This is a genomic window from Micromonospora sp. NPDC023888 (assembly GCF_040639415.1).
Taxonomy (GTDB): domain Bacteria; phylum Actinomycetota; class Actinomycetes; order Mycobacteriales; family Micromonosporaceae; genus Micromonospora.
Window position 1 is genome coordinate 20,582 of record NZ_JBEZZW010000038.1, and the last position, 19,292, is coordinate 39,873.

Sequence of the window (19,292 nt, forward strand, 5' to 3'; positions counted from 1 at the left end):
CTCGTGGACCCAGGCTCTGCCGATTGGTAGTGACAACTTCACCGCGAGTTACGGACGAATGGGGACGTCCTTGCTAGGGTGAGTCGTCCCTACGCCGTCCCTAAGCCCCAGTGACCAGGAGACGCGATGCCGAACGACCGTCTTCGCAACGGGATGCTCAAGAAGGGCGTGACAGCATCGACGCTGGCCGAGAAGCTCGGTGTCGACCCGAAGACTGTCGAGCGGTGGGTGACGCAGACCCGCAACCCGTACCCGCGCTATCGGCACTCCATCGCGGAGCTGCTCGACGAGAGTGAGTCGTACCTGTGGCCGGATGCGCTTCCGACGCAGCGAGCGGTGCAGATCAGCCAGTCGGAACTGGTCCACATCTACCCGCGGCGCGGAGCCGTTCCTACCGACCTCTGGCAGCATCTCCTGGAGCAGGCCAGCCGACAGGTCGGCGTTTTGGTCTACGGAGGGTTGTTCCTGCCGGAGTTCAACCACCGGTGGATCCCGACGCTTCGTGAGAAGGCGTTGGCCGGGGCGCAGGTCGAGTTGCTATTTGGCGACCCGGAGGGCGAGCACATCGCCGAACGTGGAGACGCCGAGGGCATCGGCCCGGCCATGTCCAACAAGATCCTGAACGCGTTGGCCTTCTACAAAGACCTACGGGACCTGGACAACGTGGGGATCTACTACCACGACACCATCCTCTACAACTCCATCTACCGCTTCGACGACGAGATGCTGGTCAACACCCACCTCTACGGCACACCGGCTGCCTACTCCCCCGTGCTGCACCTGCGACGTCTTGGCGGCGGCGACGTGTTCGACAGCTACGTCGCCAGCTTCAACCGAGTCCTCGGCAAGAAGCGGGCCGTGTGGCCCGAGCACTGATCCGTCCGGTGAGAGGTTGACGGCATGGCCCGGATCGAGCACTTCAACAACCCGAACGCCCCGAAGCCGAACAGCATCGTCGTAGCCGTGACACTCTTCGTCCAGGACGGCCAGGGGCGGGTGTTGCTCATCCAACGCACCGACAACGGCCTGTGGGCGTTGCCCGGCGGCGCCCAGGATTTCGGCGAGTACATCGCCGAGACGGCCGTCCGGGAGACGCGCGAGGAGACCGGCATCGAGGTTGAGGTGACCGGGGTGGTCGGGATCTACACGAACCCGAGCCATGTGGTGGAGTACAGCGACGGCGAGGTGCGGCAGCAGTTCTCGATCTGCTTCCGCGGCCGCTACCTCTCAGGTGACCCGACGACCAGCGAAGAGTCATCGTCAGTGCGTTGGGTGGCGCAAGACCATCTGGACCAACTTTCAATCCATCCCTCCATGCGACTTCGGGTCAACCATGGATTCCAGTGGCGTCCCGAGCCCTATGTCGGCTGAGCTGACATGCGTAGTTGGGTCCTACGTATCGCGTCTTGAAGCATCGGCTCAGCTTTGTGCCAGAACCGCGTCACAACGTCGTCCGGACCGTAGCGCTGCCGGATCTCCGCCAACCTCTCATCGACGGTGAGGTCCTGACCATCTGGACCAGTCGTCATGTCCGCGTACCAGAGTGCATCCGATGTAGCCGTCTCCTCACGGGGAAACTCGCTGGCCAAAGCGTGGCTCAGGCCGCGCTCGTGTGCTTCGTACGAAGCGCAGGAGTGATGGGCAACCAGAGCAGCGACTCGAGCGTCGAAGCCGCGGCGCTGAAGCCAGCGCGCACCGTCCAGCGAGTGCAAACCCGTATCGGCGACATCCAGGGCGTATCCAATGTCGTGGAGCCACGCAGCCGCCGTCAGCAGGTCCGCATCGTCTCCGACCAGGTACGCAAGCTGCTCAGCCTTGGCGGCCACCGCCTGTACGTGCAGCCACCGACGGGGTAAGTAGCTCCGCAGGTGACGCTGCGAGGTTGCCGCAGCCAACTCTGAGTAAGTACCCACACGGAAATTCTATGAGGCCCAATTGGTTGGGCCGCCTACCCACCCTCGGCCCGTCCGCTAGCGTCACCGAGGTGACCTGGACGGAGCCCGTCACCTGGTACGCCAACCTGGCTTCCTTCTACGCCGCCGCTGCGGCTTTGATCACCGATCCCGACGGCAATCTGCTGCTCGTCAAACCCACATACCGCGACCACTGGGCCTTCCCCGGCGGCTATGTCGACGAGGGCGAATACCCACATGATGCCTGCGCCCGCGAGATCCGAGAGGAGTTGGGGATCTCGGTGCTGGTGGGCAACCTTCTTGTAGTCGACTGGGCACCGCCCGCCGGGCAGCGGCCACGCGCGATCATCAGCTTCACGTTCGACTGCGGGTCGGTCGACAACCTTGATGGCTTCGATCTGGCGGGACAGGAGTTGGAAGACGTCGCCTTCTTCTCGCGCCGAGAGGCCGAGCAGCGTCTTCCCGACAACGTCGCCACACGAGTCGAGTCGGCGATGAGCGGCCGTGACCTACACGCTCCGCTGTACCTTGCTGGCGGTTTCGTCGTCCCACTGCCGTCCGTCGACGGGGCGGAACAAGCAGCAGGACCTTGGTGGCAGACTGCCTGACGACAATCCGGCTTATAGATCGACTCGTCGGTGGACCACCGGCTCCACAACAGACTAATCGGCACTTCTACGAGCGGATCGCCTCGGCACGTCAAGGACCCGCTTAATTTTGTCAACGCCTGGGAGGATCGCTGGTGCAAGGAGCCGAAGGGTCGCGGGGTTGCCATCCGAAGGGGCACGGGATCGTCTCGCCGCCATGACGTTGACGGCAGGCCGCCCCATGCCATAGTCCGTCTGTTGATACTGGGGAAAGATGCGCGTTCAGATCATTTACAACTTTTACTTCGACTACGCTCTCCCGCGTCTTGACGTTTCGGAGCCCATCAGGTTGCACATTCACATAAACGGCAAGTACGAAGCTGACGCCTTCATTATGGGCTGGGATTCCACCAACGACCTAGATCCGCTTTTCCATGCCGAGAATGGCCTGACGTTGGCAAGCGCAGAACTTAACCTTCGCCCGATTGACCGACCAGGGCTGTTGGCGCATCGCGTCTCTGATCACGTTCTGGATCGACTGATGGTTATTATGGAGTGGGATGCGGAAATCGGTCCTACACAGGACGGAACGGATCCACAGGTCTGGCTTCAGAGGTCGGCTTCCCTGGCTGATAATCTCTTGGATCATCTAAGAGTCGTGTCTGCCTCCCCGCGAGTCAAGCGGATACCCCGATACTGGAAGCTTGGACACTCGGAATTCGTAATAGCCTGTCCTCATACTGAATCTTGGTTCAACAAGGACGACGGGTCCCCGCTGCCCATGTTCGATGGTATGAACAGTTTCAACTCGACTGGCTCCATCGTAAACCCGGAGTCGGGCACCATTGCTATGGCTGACCTTCAGCGAAGCTTGACTGCGGAGCAGGACCCGCCCCTGCATGCCAGTTTGCTCATCGACGCGCAAGAGGCCCTTACCACTCTAAGCATTCGACAGGCCGTCTTATCTATCGGCTCTGCCTGTGAAGTGCGAGCGACAACGTATGGAGAGAATCAGAGGAGAATACGCCAGAGTAAAGTGAAGGCGGCGATTGCGCCGCGAAACGGTCTCTCGTTTGCGGATCGATACTTCCATCACCTGCCCCACGAGACGTGCGGCCGATCCCTCAAACACGAGAACCGAGATGCCTTCGAAAAGATTCAGGCCGCCTATAACGAGAGAAACAAACTTATCCACACAGGGAAACTCAGCGCGCAGTTAGCCGCGGAGCAGGAGCTTGATCAATACCGGGCGGTGAGCCTTTGGATCGCGGCAGCGGAAGCGGCCTGCCGTTGGATTGGAGACCTACCGACGGAGGTAGATGCGACGGCTTGAGGAGCCGGCATCGCTGGAACTGTGCCGCCCGAGCCAGTAGGTGGCAGAAGCTCGGTTGACCGCTGGGGGTTAACTCCTCGATGGGAGACTTAGGGAGCTGGGAGATTGTTTTGCAATAGCTACTGACAAACCTGGAAGGCTTGCGGAACCGCTGTTCTTTTTCAGCAAGGTCAATCTTGACCTCGGTGAGCGCTATTCGCGAGGCCGGACTGGACGTTGCGCTTGCGAAAATCGATCTCGTCAAGGCTGGAAATATTCCATCCTCCCATCGGACCGAAGCGGAAGGTAGCGCGGCGCGCAGCCGTGAGTATGATCGCGACGAAAGAATGCGACTGGTGATACTGCAAACCGCAGACGTGCTGTCGGTGGGCGACCTGCCGCCTCTAGTCACCTGATTTGTCACACCTGAGTTGGCGACAATTGTGGCGGATCGGTACGGGTCACACCGAGCCACATCCCGCAGAGCAGCCCAGGGCCAAGATGACGTTAACTTTGGCAACGCGAGGCTTACGCCCACCCGATAAGGTGGCGGCCGCCGGTCGGCGTCTGGCGACCGCCCCCACGCTCGGTCAGCTCGCGTACACCTCCAGGGCTGACAACTGCCCGGCCGGCCAGCCGGTGTTGCCGGTGACGGTGACCCGCACGTAGCGGGTCTGCGCGGCACTGAAGGTGATCGTCACCTGGTTGCCGCTGGCCGGGTCGAAGATGCGCCCCGCCGAACCCGACAGCGTGCCAAAACTGCCCCCGTCGGTGCTGCCCTGCACGGCGACGGTCTGCGTCCGGGTGCCCCAGGCCGATGACGGCGGCAGCTTCAGCACCACCCGTCCGACAGTGCGCGTCGCACCCAGGTCGACCTGGACCCACTGCGGGAACGCGTTGTTGGCGCTCTCCCAGTAGCTGTTCGCGTCACCGTCGACCACGTTGCCCGACCCGTAGCTCTGAACGTGGCTGCTCTCCGCGGTGGACCGACCCCGGGCGAGGTCCGCGTTGGCTGCGGCGTCCGTAGTGACCGTGACGGCGGAGGACGCGCTGGAGGTGTTCCCGGCCGCGTCGCGCGCGGTGACCGTGAAGGTGTACGCGGTGGAGGCGTTGAGCCCGCTCACTGTCGCCGTGGTGCCGGTGACGGTGGCGACGACCGTGCCGCCCTGGCGCACCTGGTAGCCGGTCACCCCGGTGTCGTCGGTGGACGCCGTCCAGGCCAGGGACACGCTCGTCGACGTCTTGCCGGTGACCGTGAGGCCGCTCGGCGTGCTCGGCGGGTTGTCCGGGACGGTGGTCCCGGCGTACACCTCGACCTGGGCGAGTTGGGCGGCCGGCCAGCCGGTGTTGCCGCTGATGCTGAGGCGGACGTAGCGGGTCGTGGTGGTCGGCAGCGTGCGGGTGACGGTGTTGCCGGTGGCCGGGTCGAAGGCGAACGCGGAGGCCCCGGCGATGGTCGCGAAGGATCCGCCGTCGACGCTGCCCTGCACGGTGATGGTCTGGGTACGCGCGCCCCAACCGGCGGGCAGCCGCACCACGAGCTTGTTGACCTGGTGGCTGGCGCCGAGGTCGACCTGCCACCAGTGCGGGAACGCACCGCCGCCGCTCTCCCAGTAGCTGCCGGCGTTGGAGTCCACCGCGTTTCCGGACGGGAAACCGCCCCCCTGGCTGCTCGCCGAGGTGGACCGGCCGGCGGCCAGGTTCCCGGTGGCCGGCGGCGGGGTGCCGACCATCGGCGGCGTCGGGCGTACGGCGGTGAGCGCGAGCTGCCCCTTGAGCATCCGACCACCGTCGGCGGTGATCCGCAGGTAGTAGTCGGAGGAGCAGGCCACGCCGTCCTCGTCCAGGGCGCGGATGTTCGCGCCGGCCGGGGTGGTGGCCTGGGTCTCGGACGTCTTGGCGATCTGGTTGCCCTCGTTGTACTCGTCGTACATGGACACGTACAGGCCCTGGGAGCCGAGCCGGACCATGTTGTAGATGTGCCGCCAGTAGAAGTCGCCGTGCTTGCGGTGCCCACCGGCGAGGTCACCGGGCATCACGCAGGGCAGGTAGTCGATGCCGTGCGCCGCGCAGTCGGCCATGTCGCCGACGTTGACGTTGTTGTAGTACGAGTCGAGTTCCTCCACGGTCCTGGCCCGGTAGACCATCCACGGCGAGATCGCGTGGAACGCGTGGTAGACGTCGAGGAAGCCGGGGCGGGAATCCTCGATGCCCTGCCGCCACCAGGTGGGTACGCCACCGATGACGTAGCAGCCCTGCGCCTTGAACCAGTTGATGACCTCCAGGCAGGGCCCGGGGGTGAAGGGTCGGCTCGGTTCGCTGAAGCCGAAGCCCCAGATGCAGACGACCGGCTTGCCGTTCTGCCGGGCGTACGCGCTGGACGCGGTGTGCGTGGACATCTTCGTCGTCCAGTCGGTCTTGATGTCCGCCTGGAAGGTCAGCCAGTCGGTGACGTCGTACATGATGTAGAACTTGCGGTTGTAGCGCTCGGCCGCGGAGCGGACCTTCACCGTCATCGCGTCGCGGGTCGGCCCCTCGTCGCCCGTCGGGTTGAACCGTTGCAGGGCGGCGGTGTCGCAGCCGTACTCCTGCATCCACCGGAAGTGGGTGTCCACCGTCTGCTGGTCGTAGGAGGAGAAGAGGGTGGCCGGCTGGCCGTTGCCGAGGTTGGGGTACGCGGTGGGATAGCTGCGCGTGTACTCGCGCATGTCCGGCCAGGACACGATCGTGGTGTTCGCGGGCGAGGGCGGCTGGAACCGGTCGCGGCTCCAGTGCCACCAGCCACCGATCGGCGCGGAGTCGCCGGGGGCACTGAACCAGCCCTGGTAGCCGACAGTCACCTTGCCGACCACGTCCCCGGGGGGACTGGCGGCGGAGGCGGGGCTGGCCAGGGTGGTGAGCAGCTCGGTGGTGGAGGCGGCGGCGAGGGCGGACCCGCCCAGCACCGACGTGACGAACCTGCGGCGGGAGACCGCCATGAGGACCACTCCTTCGGGACGGAAGGCATTGACGGTCATCGTGGCAGCAGTGAATGCCGCACCGCAAGAGTACGACTAATGTATGAAAATACTTGCCAGCCGACGGGAATTAGGTGCGTCTGGTGCGCACGGCCGCGCGTGCTGGCGGCCGGGTCCGTCGCGCCGACTACTGGGAGGTCATCACCCGTTCGAGGTCGAGCATCGGGGTGAGGAGCCGACCACCCTGGCGACGGCGGGCGTCCCGCACCGTCATCCGTACGCCCTCGGTGAAGTTGACCTTCGGGTACCAACCGAGCAGTTCACGAGCCTTCCTGGTGTCCAGCGCCATGTTGCGCACCTCGCCCGGCCAGGGCAACGGCTCATACCGGGCCGCGTTACCGACGCCGGAGGCCTCCCGGACGGTGTCGTACACCTCGTTGATGCTCGTCTGCCGCCCGGAGGAGATGTTGACCAGCCCCACCCCGTTGTGCAGACAGGCGACGGCCACCGCCTCGGCGACGTCACTGACGTGGATGAAGTCCCGCGACTGCGTGCCGTCGTCGTAGATCACGACCTGGCGACCGCCGAGCAGGGCATCGGCCATCAGGGACACGACGCCGCAGTCGCCGCCCTCCTGCCGCGGCCCGTAGACATTGCCGAAGACCATCGACGTGTACGACAGGCCGTGCTGGCGTCCGTACCAGTCGAGATAGTGGACGGCGGCGGCCTTGCTGATGCCGTACGGGCTGATCGGCGCGAGCGGGTGATCCTCGCGGACCGGCAGGTCGTGGGCGGGGACGCTGCCGAAGATGGCGCTGCTGGCCGCGTTGACCACCAGCCGCACGCCGCTGCGGGCGCACGCGTCGAGCACGTTGACGGTGCCGAAGACGGTCACGTCGGCGTCGTACAGCGGGCGGGCCGCGGGAACGCTCGGTTGCGCGGCGAGGTGCACCACAACGTCCGGCTGCCACGTGTGGATGACCTCGACACCTTCCGGCGTACGGATGTCACCCGTGACGACGTCCGCCTCGGTCAGTCCGCTGTAGGCGGCGTCCGCCAGATTCTCCAGCCGGCCGGTGGAGAAGTTGTCGAGCACCCGGACCTGGCTGCCCAACAGCATCAGCCGGGCGACCACGTGGCTGCCGATGAAGCCGGCACCGCCCGTGACGAGAACGCGCCGGGGTGTCAGGTCCGTCGACGGCTCGACGCCCACGGCAGTTGCAGGCAGGTCCATGTGGAACTCCTTGGAACGACAGGGCTGTGGGCCGCTTCGGAAACCAAGATGGCCGGGCCCGACAGTAACCCACCAAACAACTACGAACAGGACTTTTCATCCAACCCAGGAGGGCCTATAGGAGCTTTGAGGCGTAAAGTCCTTTTTTGCCCATCTGACACCCCGTGCGGGCAGCTCGTCGGCGGACCGAGCGCGTTCGACGGCAGACTGTGGACACTCCCCTAGACCTCGCGCGGCCCGCCCCGAGCACACCGCAGCAGTGAGAGCCGGCGGGGCCGCAGCCGTCGTGGCCCGGCCCCGCCGGCACACCCGCGTACCGAACGCGTCACCTCAGGCCGAGAAGTTGCGGAACAACAGCGACGCCAGACCCAGCGCCAACGCCAGGTTGAACACCGTGGCACTGGCGAACACCGCCACCGGACGCCAACCGGCCTCCCGCAACGACGCGACCCGGACCTCCAGGCCGATGCTGACGAACGCCAGGATCAGGAACCAGACGCGCAGGTCGTTGACGATGGCAATGGTGGCCTTGCCGTCCGCACCTGCCGCGTCCAGATACCAGGTGGCGATGACCGAGGCGGCTATGAAGCCCAGGACGAACTTGGGAAACCGCGTCCACAGCTCGCGCAGGCCCGGCCGTTCCGCGCCGGGCCGCCGCTCCACCCGCAGCGTGAAGTACGCGGTGAGCGCGACCGCGACCACCCCCATCAGCGCGTTCTGGGTGACCTTGACGATGCTGGCGATCTGGAGGGCCTCCTCACCGGCGATCGCCCCGGCGGCGGTGACCGCGGCGGTGGTGTCGATGTTGCCGCCGATCCAGGCGCCGGCCACCGCGTCGGACAGCCCGAACACGTCCGCCAGCCAGGGCAGGATGAAGATCGACGGCAGCGCGAAGATGATGACCAGGCTCGCCGTGTAGGCCAACTGTTCCCGGCGCGCCCGGACCGCACCGGCCGCGGCGATGGCCGCGCTGACCCCGCAGATCGACACCGCCGACGCGAGCAACGCGCGCAGCTTGTCGTCGAGGCCGAACCGGCCGGCCAGCCACCAGGTGAACAGGAAGACCCCGCTGATCAGCAGGATCGCCTGGGCGATTGCCGGGCCGGCGGCACTGGCGATGACGGCCAGGTTGATCGAGGCCCCGAGCAGCACCAGTCCGGTCTTGATGAAGAACTCGGTCCGGAACGCGGCGGCGATCCGGTCCCGCCACCCGAGCAGCGTGACGGCGACGTTGCCCAGCAGGCCGAGCAGGATGGCGTAGACCGGGTACTCGATCGCCGCACCGACATCCTCCACGGCGGTGCCGTCGGCCCACCCGGGGACGTTCTGCTCCAGGTAGCGGGTGAGCGCGGCGAGACCGACCACGATCACCAGGCCGAGTGCCGTCCAGGCCCAGAACGTGCCGTCCCGCGTCGTGCCGACGGGACCGGCCGGGTCGGCCGTGCGGATCTCGTCGACCGTGCGCGTCTCGTCCGTGGTCATCAGGGCACCAGCCCGGCGGGGATGGCACCGAGCAGGACCAGGGCGAGCAGGGCCAGACCGAGGATGGTGGCCACCCAGTCCTCGTTGAACGCGAGCCGGGACTCCCCGGCGGTCGGCGGGGTGGACGATGGCTTGTCGGTTGTCATGACGTACCTCCATGGGGGCGGACCGATCCGGCCGGGCCGCATCGGTGCAGAGCGCGTTGGCAGGTGTGCGCAGTGACGCCGGCGACCAGTGGGGTCAGGGGTCGGCGTGCGATCCGACAGCGGGCAGGCTGAGGGAGGCGGTGGCGCGGGTGCTCAGTTGGCGGCCGGCGTGCCCGGACAGAGCCCGGAGGCGACCCGCATCAGATCCACGACCCGGCGGGACGTGAGGAGCGGACCGATCGACATCGGCCCATTTTCCTACCGACTCGATAGGAATTCAAGAGCGTGCGCGGGGCCGGGACGACAACGGGGGTCGGAGCCTGTCGACTCCGACCCCCGTTCGCCACGCCAGACCCGTTACGGGGCCGGGTACCGCGCGAGGTAGACCGGCGCGCCGACCTTGGTCATGTCGGCCGCCGCACCGACGCCGTTGACCACGTGGTCGATCGTGCCGGCACTGAGGTTGACGGTCATGACGTGGTGCAGCCGCACGCCCGGCCGGTCCGGCACCTCGAAGCCGTTCTCGGTGTGGATCGACGGGTTGTTCTGGTTGAAGACGTACACCCCGCCGCCGTGCAGGGTGTGGTGCCGCACCCGGTCGGCGACCTTGTAGCCGGCCCACCCCTCGACCGGGCCGTTCATCCAGTCGGCCTGCGTCGGCGGGTCGTACGGCAGCTCGTTCTGGTACAGGATCGTGGTGCCGTGCTCGCCGTTCCAGACCGTGTTGTAGCGCTGGAAGTGTTCGACGAAGAGGCCGGTCGCTGTCACGTGGTCGCCGTTGATGACGGCCCCGTAGCGACCGGTGTTGGTGCGCCAGCGGTCGGTGTCACCGTTGACGCCCTCGGTGAAGCCCTCCACGCCGTGGTCACCGCGCCACACCCAGGTGTGGTCGATGAGCACGTTGTCGCTGTTGACCTCCAGCGCGGTGTTCGTCCGCCCGATGTGCGGACCACCGACCCGGAAGTACACGTCGGACAGCGTGGTCGGGTTCGTCGGGCTGCTGGCGTTGTGGCCGTGCTGACGACCCACCCGCAACAGGACCGGCGACTCGACGAGGCCCGCGTCGATCGTGACGCCCGCGACGATCACGCCCGGGACGCCTGCGACGTCCAGCGGGATGGCGCCGTTCACCGCGGTGAGGGTGGCGTGCCCGATGCCGAGGACCACGGTGCCGGGCCGCCGGACCTCGATGCTGCGGGCGATGTCGTACGTGCCGGGGGTGAGCAGCAGGTGCTTGCCGCGCGCGAGGTGGCTGTTGATGACGCGCACCGAGTCGGTCGGCTTGGCGATGAAGAAGTCACCGATGTCGAGGGTCCGCCCCGGCGTCATGCCGTCGGCCCAGGAGATGCCCCGACTGTCGCGCTGCGCGGCGGGCACCCGCACCTGGTAACGACCCTTGCCGTCGACGAAGAGGTACGGCTTCTCCCGACTGAGCGGGGTGCTCTCCAGGGTGGTGTAGGGCGGGTCGGGGAAGGTGGCGTCGTCCGGCGCGCCCTCGACCCCCGCGAAGACCTGGTTCCACACCGCGTTGGACCAGCCACCGACCTCGCTGTTACGGGTCAACCACTGCTGCTGGGAGCCGTTCGTGGTGGCCGGCAGCCGCGAGTCGGCGATGAATCCGCCGCTGGCGTACTGCGGGCCGGCGGTGCAGTAGTCCATCAGCGACAGACCACCGCCGCTGATGTCCAACCGGCGCATCGACACCGCCTGGGACACCGCCCAGAAGTTCGCCGTCGACCGGCAGTCGTCCTGGCCCGCAGCGTTGATGGTGAGTGACAGGTTGGAGATGGTGCGCCAGAAGTTGACGAGGGCGAGGCAGTTGCCGGTGCCGCCGTCGGCCAGGCAGCGGTTGTAGACCTCGAGCTTGCCGTTGACTGTGACGTCGGTGGGCGAGGCGCCCAGGCCGGAGACCTCGGTGTAGTAGCCGACCCTGGCCTGTAGGGGCTGCTCGGCCGTGCCGTACCTGCCCGGCTTGAACAGGTAGGCGTGCCGCTCGGTGCCCATCTCGTTGCCGACCTGCCGGGCGTGCGCCGCATCCAGGGTCTGCTGGATCTCGGCGACCGGCATGGACGGGTCGAAGATCGTCACGTTCGGCCCGAAGTCGGGTGCGCCGACCGTCGGGCGGCCGGCGGTGGCGGCCGTGCCGGTCGTCGCGACCGCGGTGGTCACCAGAAGGGCAAGGATGAGGGTACGTCGGGACGGGTTTGCCATGCGGTTCGTCCTCTCCGCTGGCCGGAGGCGTACTCCCGGCACAGCTGGGGCGGTGAGAGCGCTCTCTGGCGGGTAGACATGTTTCTACCCGTTGGATCGACCGCACGCCATGACCGGGGGCGGCGAACTTCCGGCCGGACGGGTGAGAATGGGAGGTGACGCGAGGAGGCGCGCATGCAGATCGACTCGTTGCCCCACCTGGACGAACACGCCACGCTCATCGCGGCGGACACCGACCGGGTCTGGCCCCACCTCACCGACGTCGTCGAGAGGTCGTTCTCGCGGCGCGGCATGAGCGAGTACGCCCGCCTGATAAGTGCCGCCGACCCCGTCACGTCCGGGCCACGACCACTCACCGAGGGGTCGACATTCCCCGGCTTCCACGTCGCCACCGCGATCCCCGGCCGCACGTTGACCCTGCGAGGCAGCCACCGGTTCTCCACCTATGCGCTCATCTTCCGCCTCGAACCAGCCGAGCCGGGCCGCTCCCGCCTGCGGGCCGAGACGCGAGCCGCCTTTCCCGGCCTCACCGGCGGCCTCTACCGGCAGATTCTGCTGACGTCCGGCGGTCACGTGATCGGCGTCCGACGGATGCTCGCGACCGTCCGCCGCCGATCCGAACAGGATCGACCGGAGCGAGGATACGGTCCGTACCGGCAGAGCTAGACGGACGATCCGAGCTCGGTCAGGAACTCGTCGATCATCGGGGCCAGCCAGTCGGCGCGCTGCGGGATCGAGGTGTGCGTGGTGCCCGGCAGAACTGCCAGCCGGCAGGCCGGCAGACCGGTCAGGTCGCCGGGCACCGCGCCGCCGAGCAGTCGGAACATCGCCACCGCGTGTTCCGGTTGGACGATGTCCGAGTCGGCCAGCACGATCATGGTCGGTGCGGCGAGCGCCCGGATCTGCTCGGGCGTCCACTGCGGCAGGTTCGCGTCCAGCACCTTCATCTTGGTGACCAGGTTGGCCCAGCCCGCCGGGTCCGGCGCGGTCCGGAGGTACTCCTCGTGGAACTCCGATCCGTGCAGGTGCTCGGGTTGCAGGTCCTGGATCCCGTCGAGCAGTCCCGGGTGCAGGCCGTCGTCGTCGAAGCTCACCGAGGCGAGCACCAACCGCCCGACCCGGTCGGGGTGATCGGTGCCGAGGCGCAGCGCGACCGCCGCGCCCATGCTCCAGCCGTACACGTCGGCGCGCTCGACGCCCAGCCGGTCGAGCAGCTCGACCACGTCGGCGGCGAAGTGCTCGACGGTCAGCGGACGATCCACGTCCGGGGTGCGGCCGTGTGCCTGCAACTCGACGGCGATCACCCGCCGGGTCTTCGCCAGGAGCGGCAGGATCGTGCCGAACGAGGTGTCGATGCCGGAGAGCGCTCCGTGGATCAGCACCAGCGGGCGACCAGTGACGTTGCCGTGCTCTTCGTGATAGATGTCCATGACCACACGGTGCGCCGACGCGCTTACGGTTGGCTTCCGGTCGGCTTACCGACGCTGAAGACCTGGTGCGCGTTGGTGGAGCGTACGCGTCCAGGGTGGCCCGTCCCGGCGTGGTCAGTTCGCTGGGCGTGATGGCGAGGCAGACCGGTGCCGCGGAGATGGTCGGTGGGTGGGCCATGCGGTCAGGGCCAGTTCGGCGACCTGGGTGAGTTCGGTCTTGTCGGCTCCGTCTCGGGCGCGTTGTGACATTCCTTGGATGACGGCGGCGAAGTATCCGGCCAGGGCGTGGGGGTCGGTGTCCCGGGGTAGTTCTCCTGCTTGTCGTGCGGCGGTCAGGCGGTCCTGGAAGACCCTGAGGTTGGCGTTGCGCAGGTCGCGGAGGAACGTCTCGATGCCGGCGTCCTGGACGGCGACATTGGTGGCGGCGGTGATGGTCAGGCACCCGGCCGGGTGGGAGGGGTCGGGGTAGATTTCCGCGGCCTCGCGCAGGATGCGGGTGAACGCGGCGTAGGCGGTGGGCTCCTCCCCGAGGGCCGCACCCACGAAGGCGCCGACGGGTGAGGATCCGTAGGTGGCCACCACCTCCTTGAACAGCGACTGTTTGTCGCCGAACGCGGCGTACAGGCTGGCTGGCCGGATACCCATCGCCTCGGTGAGCTCACTGATCGAGGTGGCCTGGTAGCCGCGCTCCCAGAACAGCCGGGTAGCCGCGGCCAGCGCCGCGTCGCGGTCGAAGGTCCGGGGGCGTCCCCGTGTCGCGCCTGCCGTACTCATGACCCCCATTGTAGAGCTATCGCTCAACAATGGGTGCTAGTGTGTTTGTTGAGTCATCGATCAACAAATGGAAGGGGCTGGACATGGGTGCGCACGCACTGGACGGCAAGGTCGCACTGGTCACCGGAGGCAGCAGGGGGATCGGTCAGGCCATCGCCCAGCGACTGGGCCGAGACGGCGCCGTCGTCGCCGTCGCCTACGCCCGCGACCAGACCGCCGCCACCGAGGTCGTCGAGCGGATCGGCAAGAACGGCGGCCGGGCCTTCGCGATCCGGACGGAACTGGGCAGGCACGGCGACGCGGCCGCGCTGTGGGCCGCCTTCGACGCTCACATCGGCACCCACGCGCCCGGCGGCGGCGTCGACATCATCGTCAACAACGCCGGGATCGGCCGTAGCGCCGATCTGGCCTCGCTCACCGAAGAGGAGTTCGATGAGGTCTTCGCTGTGAACGTCCGGGCACCGTTCTTCATCGTCAAGGAAGGGCTGAAGCGGCTGCGCGACGGCGGCCGGATCATCAACATCTCCAGCGGCGTGGCTCGCCTGGCCATGCCTGAGGTCATCGCCTACGGGTCCACCAAGGGCGCCCTGGACACGTTCACCCTCAACCTGGCCAAGCTCCTGGGCCCGCGTGGCATCACCGCCAACTCGGTGGCTCCCGGCATCGTCGACACCGACGTCAACGCCGGATGGCTGCGCGGAAACCCTGGCGCCCAGGCCCACGCCGCTTCCCTGGCCGCCCTCGGACGCGTCGGGGAACCCGCCGACATCGCCGACATCGTCGCCTTCCTCGCCTCCGACGACGCCCGCTGGGTCACCGGCAGAGTGATCGACGCAACCGGCGGCGCCGGACTTTGAGCCCTCAGATGGCCCGGCTTCCTAGCGGGGGCCGGGCCTGACTACCACCGCTCGAAGCTGCGCCGTCCTCCAACCAGAGCGACCAAGCCGATCATCAACCAGCCCCTCCAACCCGGCACGCTCCGGACTCATTCGCGTACCAGGTCGTAAGATGTCGGCCGTGCAGTTCGGGGTGCTCGGGCCGCTCGCCGTGTCCACCGACGACGGCGAGCCCGTGGTGGTGCCCGGCACGAAGGTGCGCGCGTTGTTGGCCGACCTGCTGGCCAACCGCAACCACGTGGTCTCCGCGGACCGCCTCGTCGACGACCTGTGGGGCGCCGACTCCCCCGCCAACCCCCTGGGCGCCCTCCAGGTGCGGGTGTCCCAGTTACGCAAGGCACTCAACGACGCCGAGCCGGGCGCCCGCGAGTTGGTCGAGTCCCGACCGCCCGGCTACCTGCTGCGCACCGCCACCGTCGACGCCGACCGGTTCGCCGAGTTGGCCCGCAGCAGCGACGCCGACCGGTTGACCGAGGCGCTCGGGCTGTGGCGCGGCGAGGCGTACGCCGACGTGGCCGACGCCGAGTTCGTCCGAGCCGAGGCGGCCCGCCTCGCCGAGCAGCGCCTCGCCGTGCACGAGCGGCTGGCCGAGGCCCGACTGGCCCGGGGCGAGCACGACCTGGTCGCGGCCGACCTCGCCGAACTGATCGCCCGGCATCCGCTGCGCGAGGGCCTACGCGCCGTGCAGCTACGCGCGCTGTACGCGGCCGGCCGCCAGACCGAGGCGTTGGACAGCTACGCCGACCTGCGCGAGCGGCTCGCCGAGGAGTTGGGCCTCGACCCGGGCCCGGAGCTGGTCGCCCTGCACCGCAGGATCCTCGAACAGGACGCCGGCCTGAGCGCACCGCCGAAGGCCGCGCTCATCCGCAACAGCCTGCCGGCCCAGCTCGACGAACTGGTCGGCAGAGCGGAGGCGCTGGCCGAGCTGCGGGCGCTGCTGCCCCGACAGCGGCTGGTCACACTCGTCGGCCCGGGTGGGGTCGGCAAGACCCGACTGGCCACCGAGACGGCCCGCACCCAGTCCTTCCCGGACGGCGTCCAGCTCGTGGAGCTGGCTCCGCTGCCGGCCGGCGACCCGCGCGTCGCCGAGCAGGTGCTCGCGGCGCTGGGCGCCCACGAGGCCGCCGGCACGAGCCTGCCGGCCGGCGACCGCCTCGTCACCGCCCTGCGACACCGGCACCTGCTCCTCGTCCTCGACAACTGCGAACACGTGATCGAGCCGGCCGCCGAGCTGGTCGCCCGACTGCTGCGGGACGCGCCCGGGGTGAGCGTGCTGGTCACCAGCAGGGAGCCCCTCGGGTTGACCGGCGAGCTGCTCTGGGACGTACCCCCGCTGCCCGTGCCGGCCGACGGTGACCTGGACGCGGTCCGGCGCTCGGCGGCGGCCCGGTTGTTCGCCGCCCGCGCCGCCGCGCAGCAGCGCGGTTTCCGGCTCGACGAGCAGACCGCGCCGGCGGTGGCGCAGCTCTGTCGCCGCCTCGACGGGTTGCCGCTGGCACTGGAGTTGGCCGCGACCCGGGTCCGCGCCCTCGGTGTGCGGGGCGTGGTGGACCGGCTCGACGACCGTTTCCGGTTGCTCACCACAGCGCAACGGGACGTGCCCACCCGGCAGCGGACACTGACCGCGGTGATCGGCTGGAGCTGGGACCTCCTGGACCCGGCCGACCGGGAGGTGCTGGCCCGGTTGGCGGTGTTCCGGGACGGTTGCACCCCGGAGGCCGCCGAGCACGTCTGCCACACCGACCTGGACACCCTCGCGCGGCTTGTGGACCGGTCGCTTGTCGTGCTCGACGACTCCGGCGCCGACCCGCGCTACCGGCTGCTCGAATCGGTCGCCGCGTTCGGCCTGGACCGGCTGACCGACGCCGACGAGGTACGCGCGCGGCACGCCGCCTACTTCACCGAGCTGGCCGAACGCGCCGACCCCGAGCTGCGCGGCGCCGACCAGCAACGATGGCTGGCAGTGCTGGACGCGGAGACGGCGAACCTGCGCTCGGCGCTGGCCCACGGCGGCGGGTTGCGCCTGGCGGTCGCCCTGAGTTGGTACTGGTATCTGCGCGGCCGGCTCACCGAGGCACGGCAAGCCCTGGCCGTGCCCGGTGACCCGGGCCAGGAGACCCGTGCGGCCCCCTGGCGGGTCGGCTTCGCCCTGTCGCAGGGCGAGGCGATCGCACCTGACGACGTACGCGCCGCGGTGGCGATCGACCCGCACGGCCACGCCGCCTGGTTCGCGGCCAACGCGGTGATCGAGCACGGCGACCTGGCCCTGGCGGCGGAGCTGCTGCCCACCGCCGCCGTCGACACGTGGACCGAGGCGGCGGTGCTCACCTCCCGGGCCCACCTCGCGCACGCCAACGGTGACCAGGCCGCCCTGGAGCGCACGGCGACCCGCAGCGCCGCACTGTTCGCCGACCTCGGCGACCGGTGGGGTCGACTCCGGGCGACCGAGTGGGTGGGTGGGCTCGCCGACATGCGCGGCGAGCACGAGCGCGCCGTCGCGCTGCACCGGGAGGGGCTGCGCTGGGCCGAGGAGTTGGCGCTGTGGCCGCAGGTCTGCGCGGAGCTGTCCTGGCTGGCCTGGCTCGCCGTACAGACCCGCGACTACGCCCAGGGTCGGGAGTTGGCCGAACGCGCGTACGGACTGGCGGTTGAGCAGGGTTCGCCCGGCGCGCTGGTCTTCGCGGAGATGAGCCTCGGCCTGGCCGCCCGCCGCGACGGCAAGCTCGACCTGGCCGTCACCCACCTCACCAACCTCGTCGACCAGGGCCGGGGCGAGAACCAACCCGCGCTCTACCTGCCGATGGTCCTGGTCGAGCTGGGCTACGCGATCGAGCAGGGCGGCGACCCGGACGCGGCGCTGGCCCTGCACATCGAGGCGTTCGAGGCCGCCGAGGCGATGGCGACGATGCGCGACGCGGTCGGCCCGCTGGAGGGGATGGCGGCGGCGACGCGCTCCCCCGAGGTGGCCGCCCGGCTGCTGGGCGCAGCTGCCGCCGCCCGGCTCGCCACGCAGTCCCCCGCCGCGCCGGCCGAACGCGACGACACCCACCGGACGGCCGCACGGCTGCGGGCCGAACTCGGGCCGGAACGGTTCGACGCGCTGCTCGCCGAGGGCGCGAAGCTGAGCCCGAGCGAGGCCCGGGCTCAGCTCTGATCTCCGGTCAGGCCGGCGTCTTCGGCGCGTACGAGGCGACGATCACGCCGCTCTTGTGCACCCGGGTGTCGACCAGATCGAACGAGGCCTTGAAATCGGTGAGCGCCACCGTCAGGTTGGCACCGCCCTCCAGCACCGGGTGGATCCAGAACCGGACCTCGTCCACCAGGCCCGCCTTGATCAGTTGGGCGGTGACCGAGCCGAAGCCGTACTGGATGATGTTCTTGCCCTCCTGGGCCTTGAGCTTGGTGACCTCCTCGACCAGGTCGCCCTGGAGCACCTCGGTGTTCTTCCAGGTGGGGCTGGTGAGGGTGGTCGAGGCGACGTACTTCTTGACGTTGTTGAAGTACGCGGCGCCGGTGTTCGGGTCGCTCTCGTCCATCTTCGGCCAGGCGGCGGACATGCCGTCGTAGGTGGCCCGTCCCATCAGCATCGCGTCGGCCTCGGTGGTCTGCGCCCCGGCGAGGCTCATGGCCTCCTCGTCGAAGTACGGCGAGGTCCACATCGGGTTCTCGATGACGCCGTCGAGGGTGATGTAGGTCGAGTTGATGAGCTTGCGCATCGGAATTCTCCTGGCTGTCGGTCGTGTTCTCCGGTGACACCCAGAACTCTGCCGATCTCCACTTACGATCCGCTTCAGACGCCCTTACCGTCGTCCGCGTCCGGGCCGGCCAGTGGGATGGGCAGCGCCTGCGCGGCCACCGTGCCACCGCCGGCCGAGTGCGCCGGCGCGGGCCGGTCCCCGGTGCGGCTGTGCAGCCGCCCGCGACCGGCGGGCCCGGCCCGTCGGGTCACCTCGACCGTCACCATCCACACCGGCGGTGGCGGCGCGGTGAACCGCCCGACACCCCACCGCACCCAGAGTGGGATGCGACCGGCGTCCGCCTCGGCGCGCAGCTTCTGCACCGTACGGGCCCGGTCGGTGTGGTCGACCTCCACCACGACCGGCGGGCCGTCCGGACGGGCACACGCCACATCGAGGACGGAGTGTCGCTGCTCCATCGGCGGCGGCAGCGGCAGCACGCTTGGCGCGCGCCGGTAGACCCGCCAGCCCTGCGCCTCGGCCCACCGCACCACCGAGTCGATCACCCGGGCGGTGACCGCGTCCGCGTCCAGGTCGACGAAGGTCAGCTCGGCCAACCAGCGACCCAGGTCCGCGGCCAACCGCTCACCAGGCGTCGTGACCTCCACCGGCG

General features: G+C 68.6%; 18 protein-coding genes. 8 read left to right on the plus strand and 10 right to left on the minus strand.

From position 1 onward, the window contains the following. The first annotated feature begins 126 nt into the window (after positions 1 to 126). Entirely contained in the window at positions 127 to 876 is a 750-nt protein-coding gene (locus tag AB0F61_RS27405; RefSeq protein ID WP_357815135.1) for a helix-turn-helix transcriptional regulator, read from the plus strand. A 24-nt stretch (positions 877 to 900) separates the two neighbouring features. Continuing rightward, positions 901 to 1,371 carry an NUDIX domain-containing protein gene (locus tag AB0F61_RS27410; RefSeq protein ID WP_357815138.1) on the plus strand — a complete coding sequence of 157 codons (471 nt, stop codon included), beginning with the start codon at positions 901 to 903 and terminating at the stop codon, positions 1,369 to 1,371. Here the strand turns inward: AB0F61_RS27410 and AB0F61_RS27415 are convergent. Beyond that, the gene (locus tag AB0F61_RS27415) at positions 1,359 to 1,913 is read right to left on the minus strand and encodes an HDIG domain-containing metalloprotein (protein ID WP_357815140.1); all 555 of its coding nucleotides are present in this window, start codon (positions 1,911 to 1,913) and stop codon (positions 1,359 to 1,361) included. The two genes, AB0F61_RS27410 and AB0F61_RS27415, sit on opposite strands and share 13 nt — an antisense overlap. Positions 1,914 to 1,984: 71 nt before the next feature. Between AB0F61_RS27415 and AB0F61_RS27420 the strand changes: the two genes are divergently transcribed. From AB0F61_RS27420 to AB0F61_RS27430, 3 genes are all read left to right on the plus strand, one after another. Then, positions 1,985 to 2,521 carry an NUDIX hydrolase gene (locus tag AB0F61_RS27420; RefSeq protein ID WP_357815143.1) on the plus strand — a complete coding sequence of 179 codons (537 nt, stop codon included), beginning with the start codon at positions 1,985 to 1,987 and terminating at the stop codon, positions 2,519 to 2,521. A 253-nt stretch (positions 2,522 to 2,774) separates the two neighbouring features. After that, a complete protein-coding gene (locus AB0F61_RS27425; RefSeq protein WP_357815146.1) occupies positions 2,775 to 3,833 on the plus strand; it encodes a hypothetical protein in 1,059 nt (352 codons plus the stop codon). A 185-nt stretch (positions 3,834 to 4,018) separates the two neighbouring features. Then, a complete protein-coding gene (locus tag AB0F61_RS27430; RefSeq protein ID WP_357815149.1) occupies positions 4,019 to 4,228 on the plus strand; it encodes a hypothetical protein in 210 nt (69 codons plus the stop codon). Positions 4,229 to 4,402: 174 nt separating this feature from the next. Here the strand turns inward: AB0F61_RS27430 and AB0F61_RS27435 are convergent, their stop codons facing one another. The 5 genes from AB0F61_RS27435 to AB0F61_RS27455 form a co-directional block, all read right to left on the minus strand. Further along, on the minus strand, positions 4,403 to 6,790 hold the full coding sequence (locus AB0F61_RS27435) for a discoidin domain-containing protein (RefSeq protein ID WP_357815152.1): 2,388 nt from the start codon (positions 6,788 to 6,790) through the stop codon (positions 4,403 to 4,405). Between the two features lie 166 nt (positions 6,791 to 6,956). Next, the gene (locus AB0F61_RS27440) at positions 6,957 to 8,003 is read right to left on the minus strand and encodes an NAD-dependent epimerase/dehydratase family protein (RefSeq protein WP_357815154.1); all 1,047 of its coding nucleotides are present in this window, start codon (positions 8,001 to 8,003) and stop codon (positions 6,957 to 6,959) included. Between the two features lie 330 nt (positions 8,004 to 8,333). Further along, positions 8,334 to 9,485: a putative sulfate exporter family transporter gene (locus AB0F61_RS27445; protein ID WP_357815157.1), complete on the minus strand. Its 1,152-nt coding sequence runs from the start codon at positions 9,483 to 9,485 to the stop codon at positions 8,334 to 8,336. Next, on the minus strand, positions 9,485 to 9,631 hold the full coding sequence (locus tag AB0F61_RS27450) for a hypothetical protein (protein ID WP_357815160.1): 147 nt from the start codon (positions 9,629 to 9,631) through the stop codon (positions 9,485 to 9,487). The genes AB0F61_RS27445 and AB0F61_RS27450 overlap by 1 nt, the downstream gene beginning before the upstream one ends. 357 nt (positions 9,632 to 9,988) lie before the next feature. Further along, positions 9,989 to 11,842: an adenylyl cyclase gene (locus tag AB0F61_RS27455; RefSeq protein WP_357815163.1), complete on the minus strand. Its 1,854-nt coding sequence runs from the start codon at positions 11,840 to 11,842 to the stop codon at positions 9,989 to 9,991. 174 nt (positions 11,843 to 12,016) lie between these two features. On the opposite strand from AB0F61_RS27455, the gene AB0F61_RS27460 reads away from it, so the two are divergent. Continuing rightward, entirely contained in the window at positions 12,017 to 12,508 is a 492-nt protein-coding gene (locus AB0F61_RS27460) for a hypothetical protein (protein WP_357815166.1), read from the plus strand. On the opposite strand, the gene AB0F61_RS27465 is transcribed toward AB0F61_RS27460, so the two are convergent. Continuing rightward, a complete protein-coding gene (locus AB0F61_RS27465; RefSeq protein WP_357815168.1) occupies positions 12,505 to 13,272 on the minus strand; it encodes an alpha/beta hydrolase in 768 nt (255 codons plus the stop codon). The two genes, AB0F61_RS27460 and AB0F61_RS27465, sit on opposite strands and share 4 nt — an antisense overlap. Positions 13,273 to 13,386: 114 nt before the next feature. After that, on the minus strand, positions 13,387 to 14,046 hold the full coding sequence (locus AB0F61_RS27470) for a TetR/AcrR family transcriptional regulator (RefSeq protein ID WP_357815171.1): 660 nt from the start codon (positions 14,044 to 14,046) through the stop codon (positions 13,387 to 13,389). Between the two features lie 83 nt (positions 14,047 to 14,129). Here AB0F61_RS27470 and AB0F61_RS27475 point away from each other — a divergent pair, with 83 nt between their 5' ends. Both AB0F61_RS27475 and AB0F61_RS27480 read left to right on the plus strand, forming a co-directional pair. After that, positions 14,130 to 14,903: an SDR family oxidoreductase gene (locus tag AB0F61_RS27475; RefSeq protein WP_357815174.1), complete on the plus strand. Its 774-nt coding sequence runs from the start codon at positions 14,130 to 14,132 to the stop codon at positions 14,901 to 14,903. A gap of 151 nt (positions 14,904 to 15,054) precedes the next feature. Continuing rightward, complete coding sequence (locus AB0F61_RS27480) at positions 15,055 to 18,096, plus strand: BTAD domain-containing putative transcriptional regulator (RefSeq protein ID WP_357815177.1); 3,042 nt, start codon at positions 15,055 to 15,057, stop codon at positions 18,094 to 18,096. 7 nt (positions 18,097 to 18,103) lie between these two features. Here AB0F61_RS27480 and AB0F61_RS27485 read toward each other — a convergent pair whose 3' ends face one another. Beyond that, the gene (locus AB0F61_RS27485; protein ID WP_357815179.1) at positions 18,104 to 18,658 is read right to left on the minus strand and encodes a dihydrofolate reductase family protein; all 555 of its coding nucleotides are present in this window, start codon (positions 18,656 to 18,658) and stop codon (positions 18,104 to 18,106) included. Between the two features lie 74 nt (positions 18,659 to 18,732). Further along, positions 18,733 to 19,287, minus strand: coding sequence for a hypothetical protein (locus AB0F61_RS27490; protein WP_357815182.1), 555 nt, complete (start codon positions 19,285 to 19,287; stop codon positions 18,733 to 18,735). Positions 19,288 to 19,292: the final 5 nt, after the last annotated feature.

Excerpts from the sequence above, each read along its gene's own strand:
- AB0F61_RS27450 (WP_357815160.1), bottom strand. The coding sequence starts at position 9,631 with ATGACAACCGACAAGCCATCGTCCACCCCGCCGACCGCCGGGGAGTCC.
- AB0F61_RS27465 (WP_357815168.1), bottom strand. The coding sequence starts at position 13,272 with ATGGACATCTATCACGAAGAGCACGGCAACGTCACTGGTCGCCCGCTG.
- AB0F61_RS27405 (WP_357815135.1), top strand. The coding sequence starts at position 127 with ATGCCGAACGACCGTCTTCGCAACGGGATGCTCAAGAAGGGCGTGACA.
- AB0F61_RS27485 (WP_357815179.1), bottom strand. The coding sequence starts at position 18,658 with ATGCGCAAGCTCATCAACTCGACCTACATCACCCTCGACGGCGTCATC.
- AB0F61_RS27475 (WP_357815174.1), top strand. The coding sequence starts at position 14,130 with ATGGGTGCGCACGCACTGGACGGCAAGGTCGCACTGGTCACCGGAGGC.
- AB0F61_RS27440 (WP_357815154.1), bottom strand. The coding sequence starts at position 8,003 with ATGGACCTGCCTGCAACTGCCGTGGGCGTCGAGCCGTCGACGGACCTG.
- AB0F61_RS27410 (WP_357815138.1), top strand. The coding sequence starts at position 901 with ATGGCCCGGATCGAGCACTTCAACAACCCGAACGCCCCGAAGCCGAAC.
- AB0F61_RS27455 (WP_357815163.1), bottom strand. The coding sequence starts at position 11,842 with ATGGCAAACCCGTCCCGACGTACCCTCATCCTTGCCCTTCTGGTGACC.
- AB0F61_RS27425 (WP_357815146.1), top strand. The coding sequence starts at position 2,775 with ATGCGCGTTCAGATCATTTACAACTTTTACTTCGACTACGCTCTCCCG.
- AB0F61_RS27460 (WP_357815166.1), top strand. The coding sequence starts at position 12,017 with ATGCAGATCGACTCGTTGCCCCACCTGGACGAACACGCCACGCTCATC.
- AB0F61_RS27445 (WP_357815157.1), bottom strand. The coding sequence starts at position 9,485 with ATGACCACGGACGAGACGCGCACGGTCGACGAGATCCGCACGGCCGAC.
- AB0F61_RS27480 (WP_357815177.1), top strand. The coding sequence starts at position 15,055 with ATGTCGGCCGTGCAGTTCGGGGTGCTCGGGCCGCTCGCCGTGTCCACC.
- AB0F61_RS27435 (WP_357815152.1), bottom strand. The coding sequence starts at position 6,790 with ATGGCGGTCTCCCGCCGCAGGTTCGTCACGTCGGTGCTGGGCGGGTCC.
- AB0F61_RS27470 (WP_357815171.1), bottom strand. The coding sequence starts at position 14,046 with ATGAGTACGGCAGGCGCGACACGGGGACGCCCCCGGACCTTCGACCGC.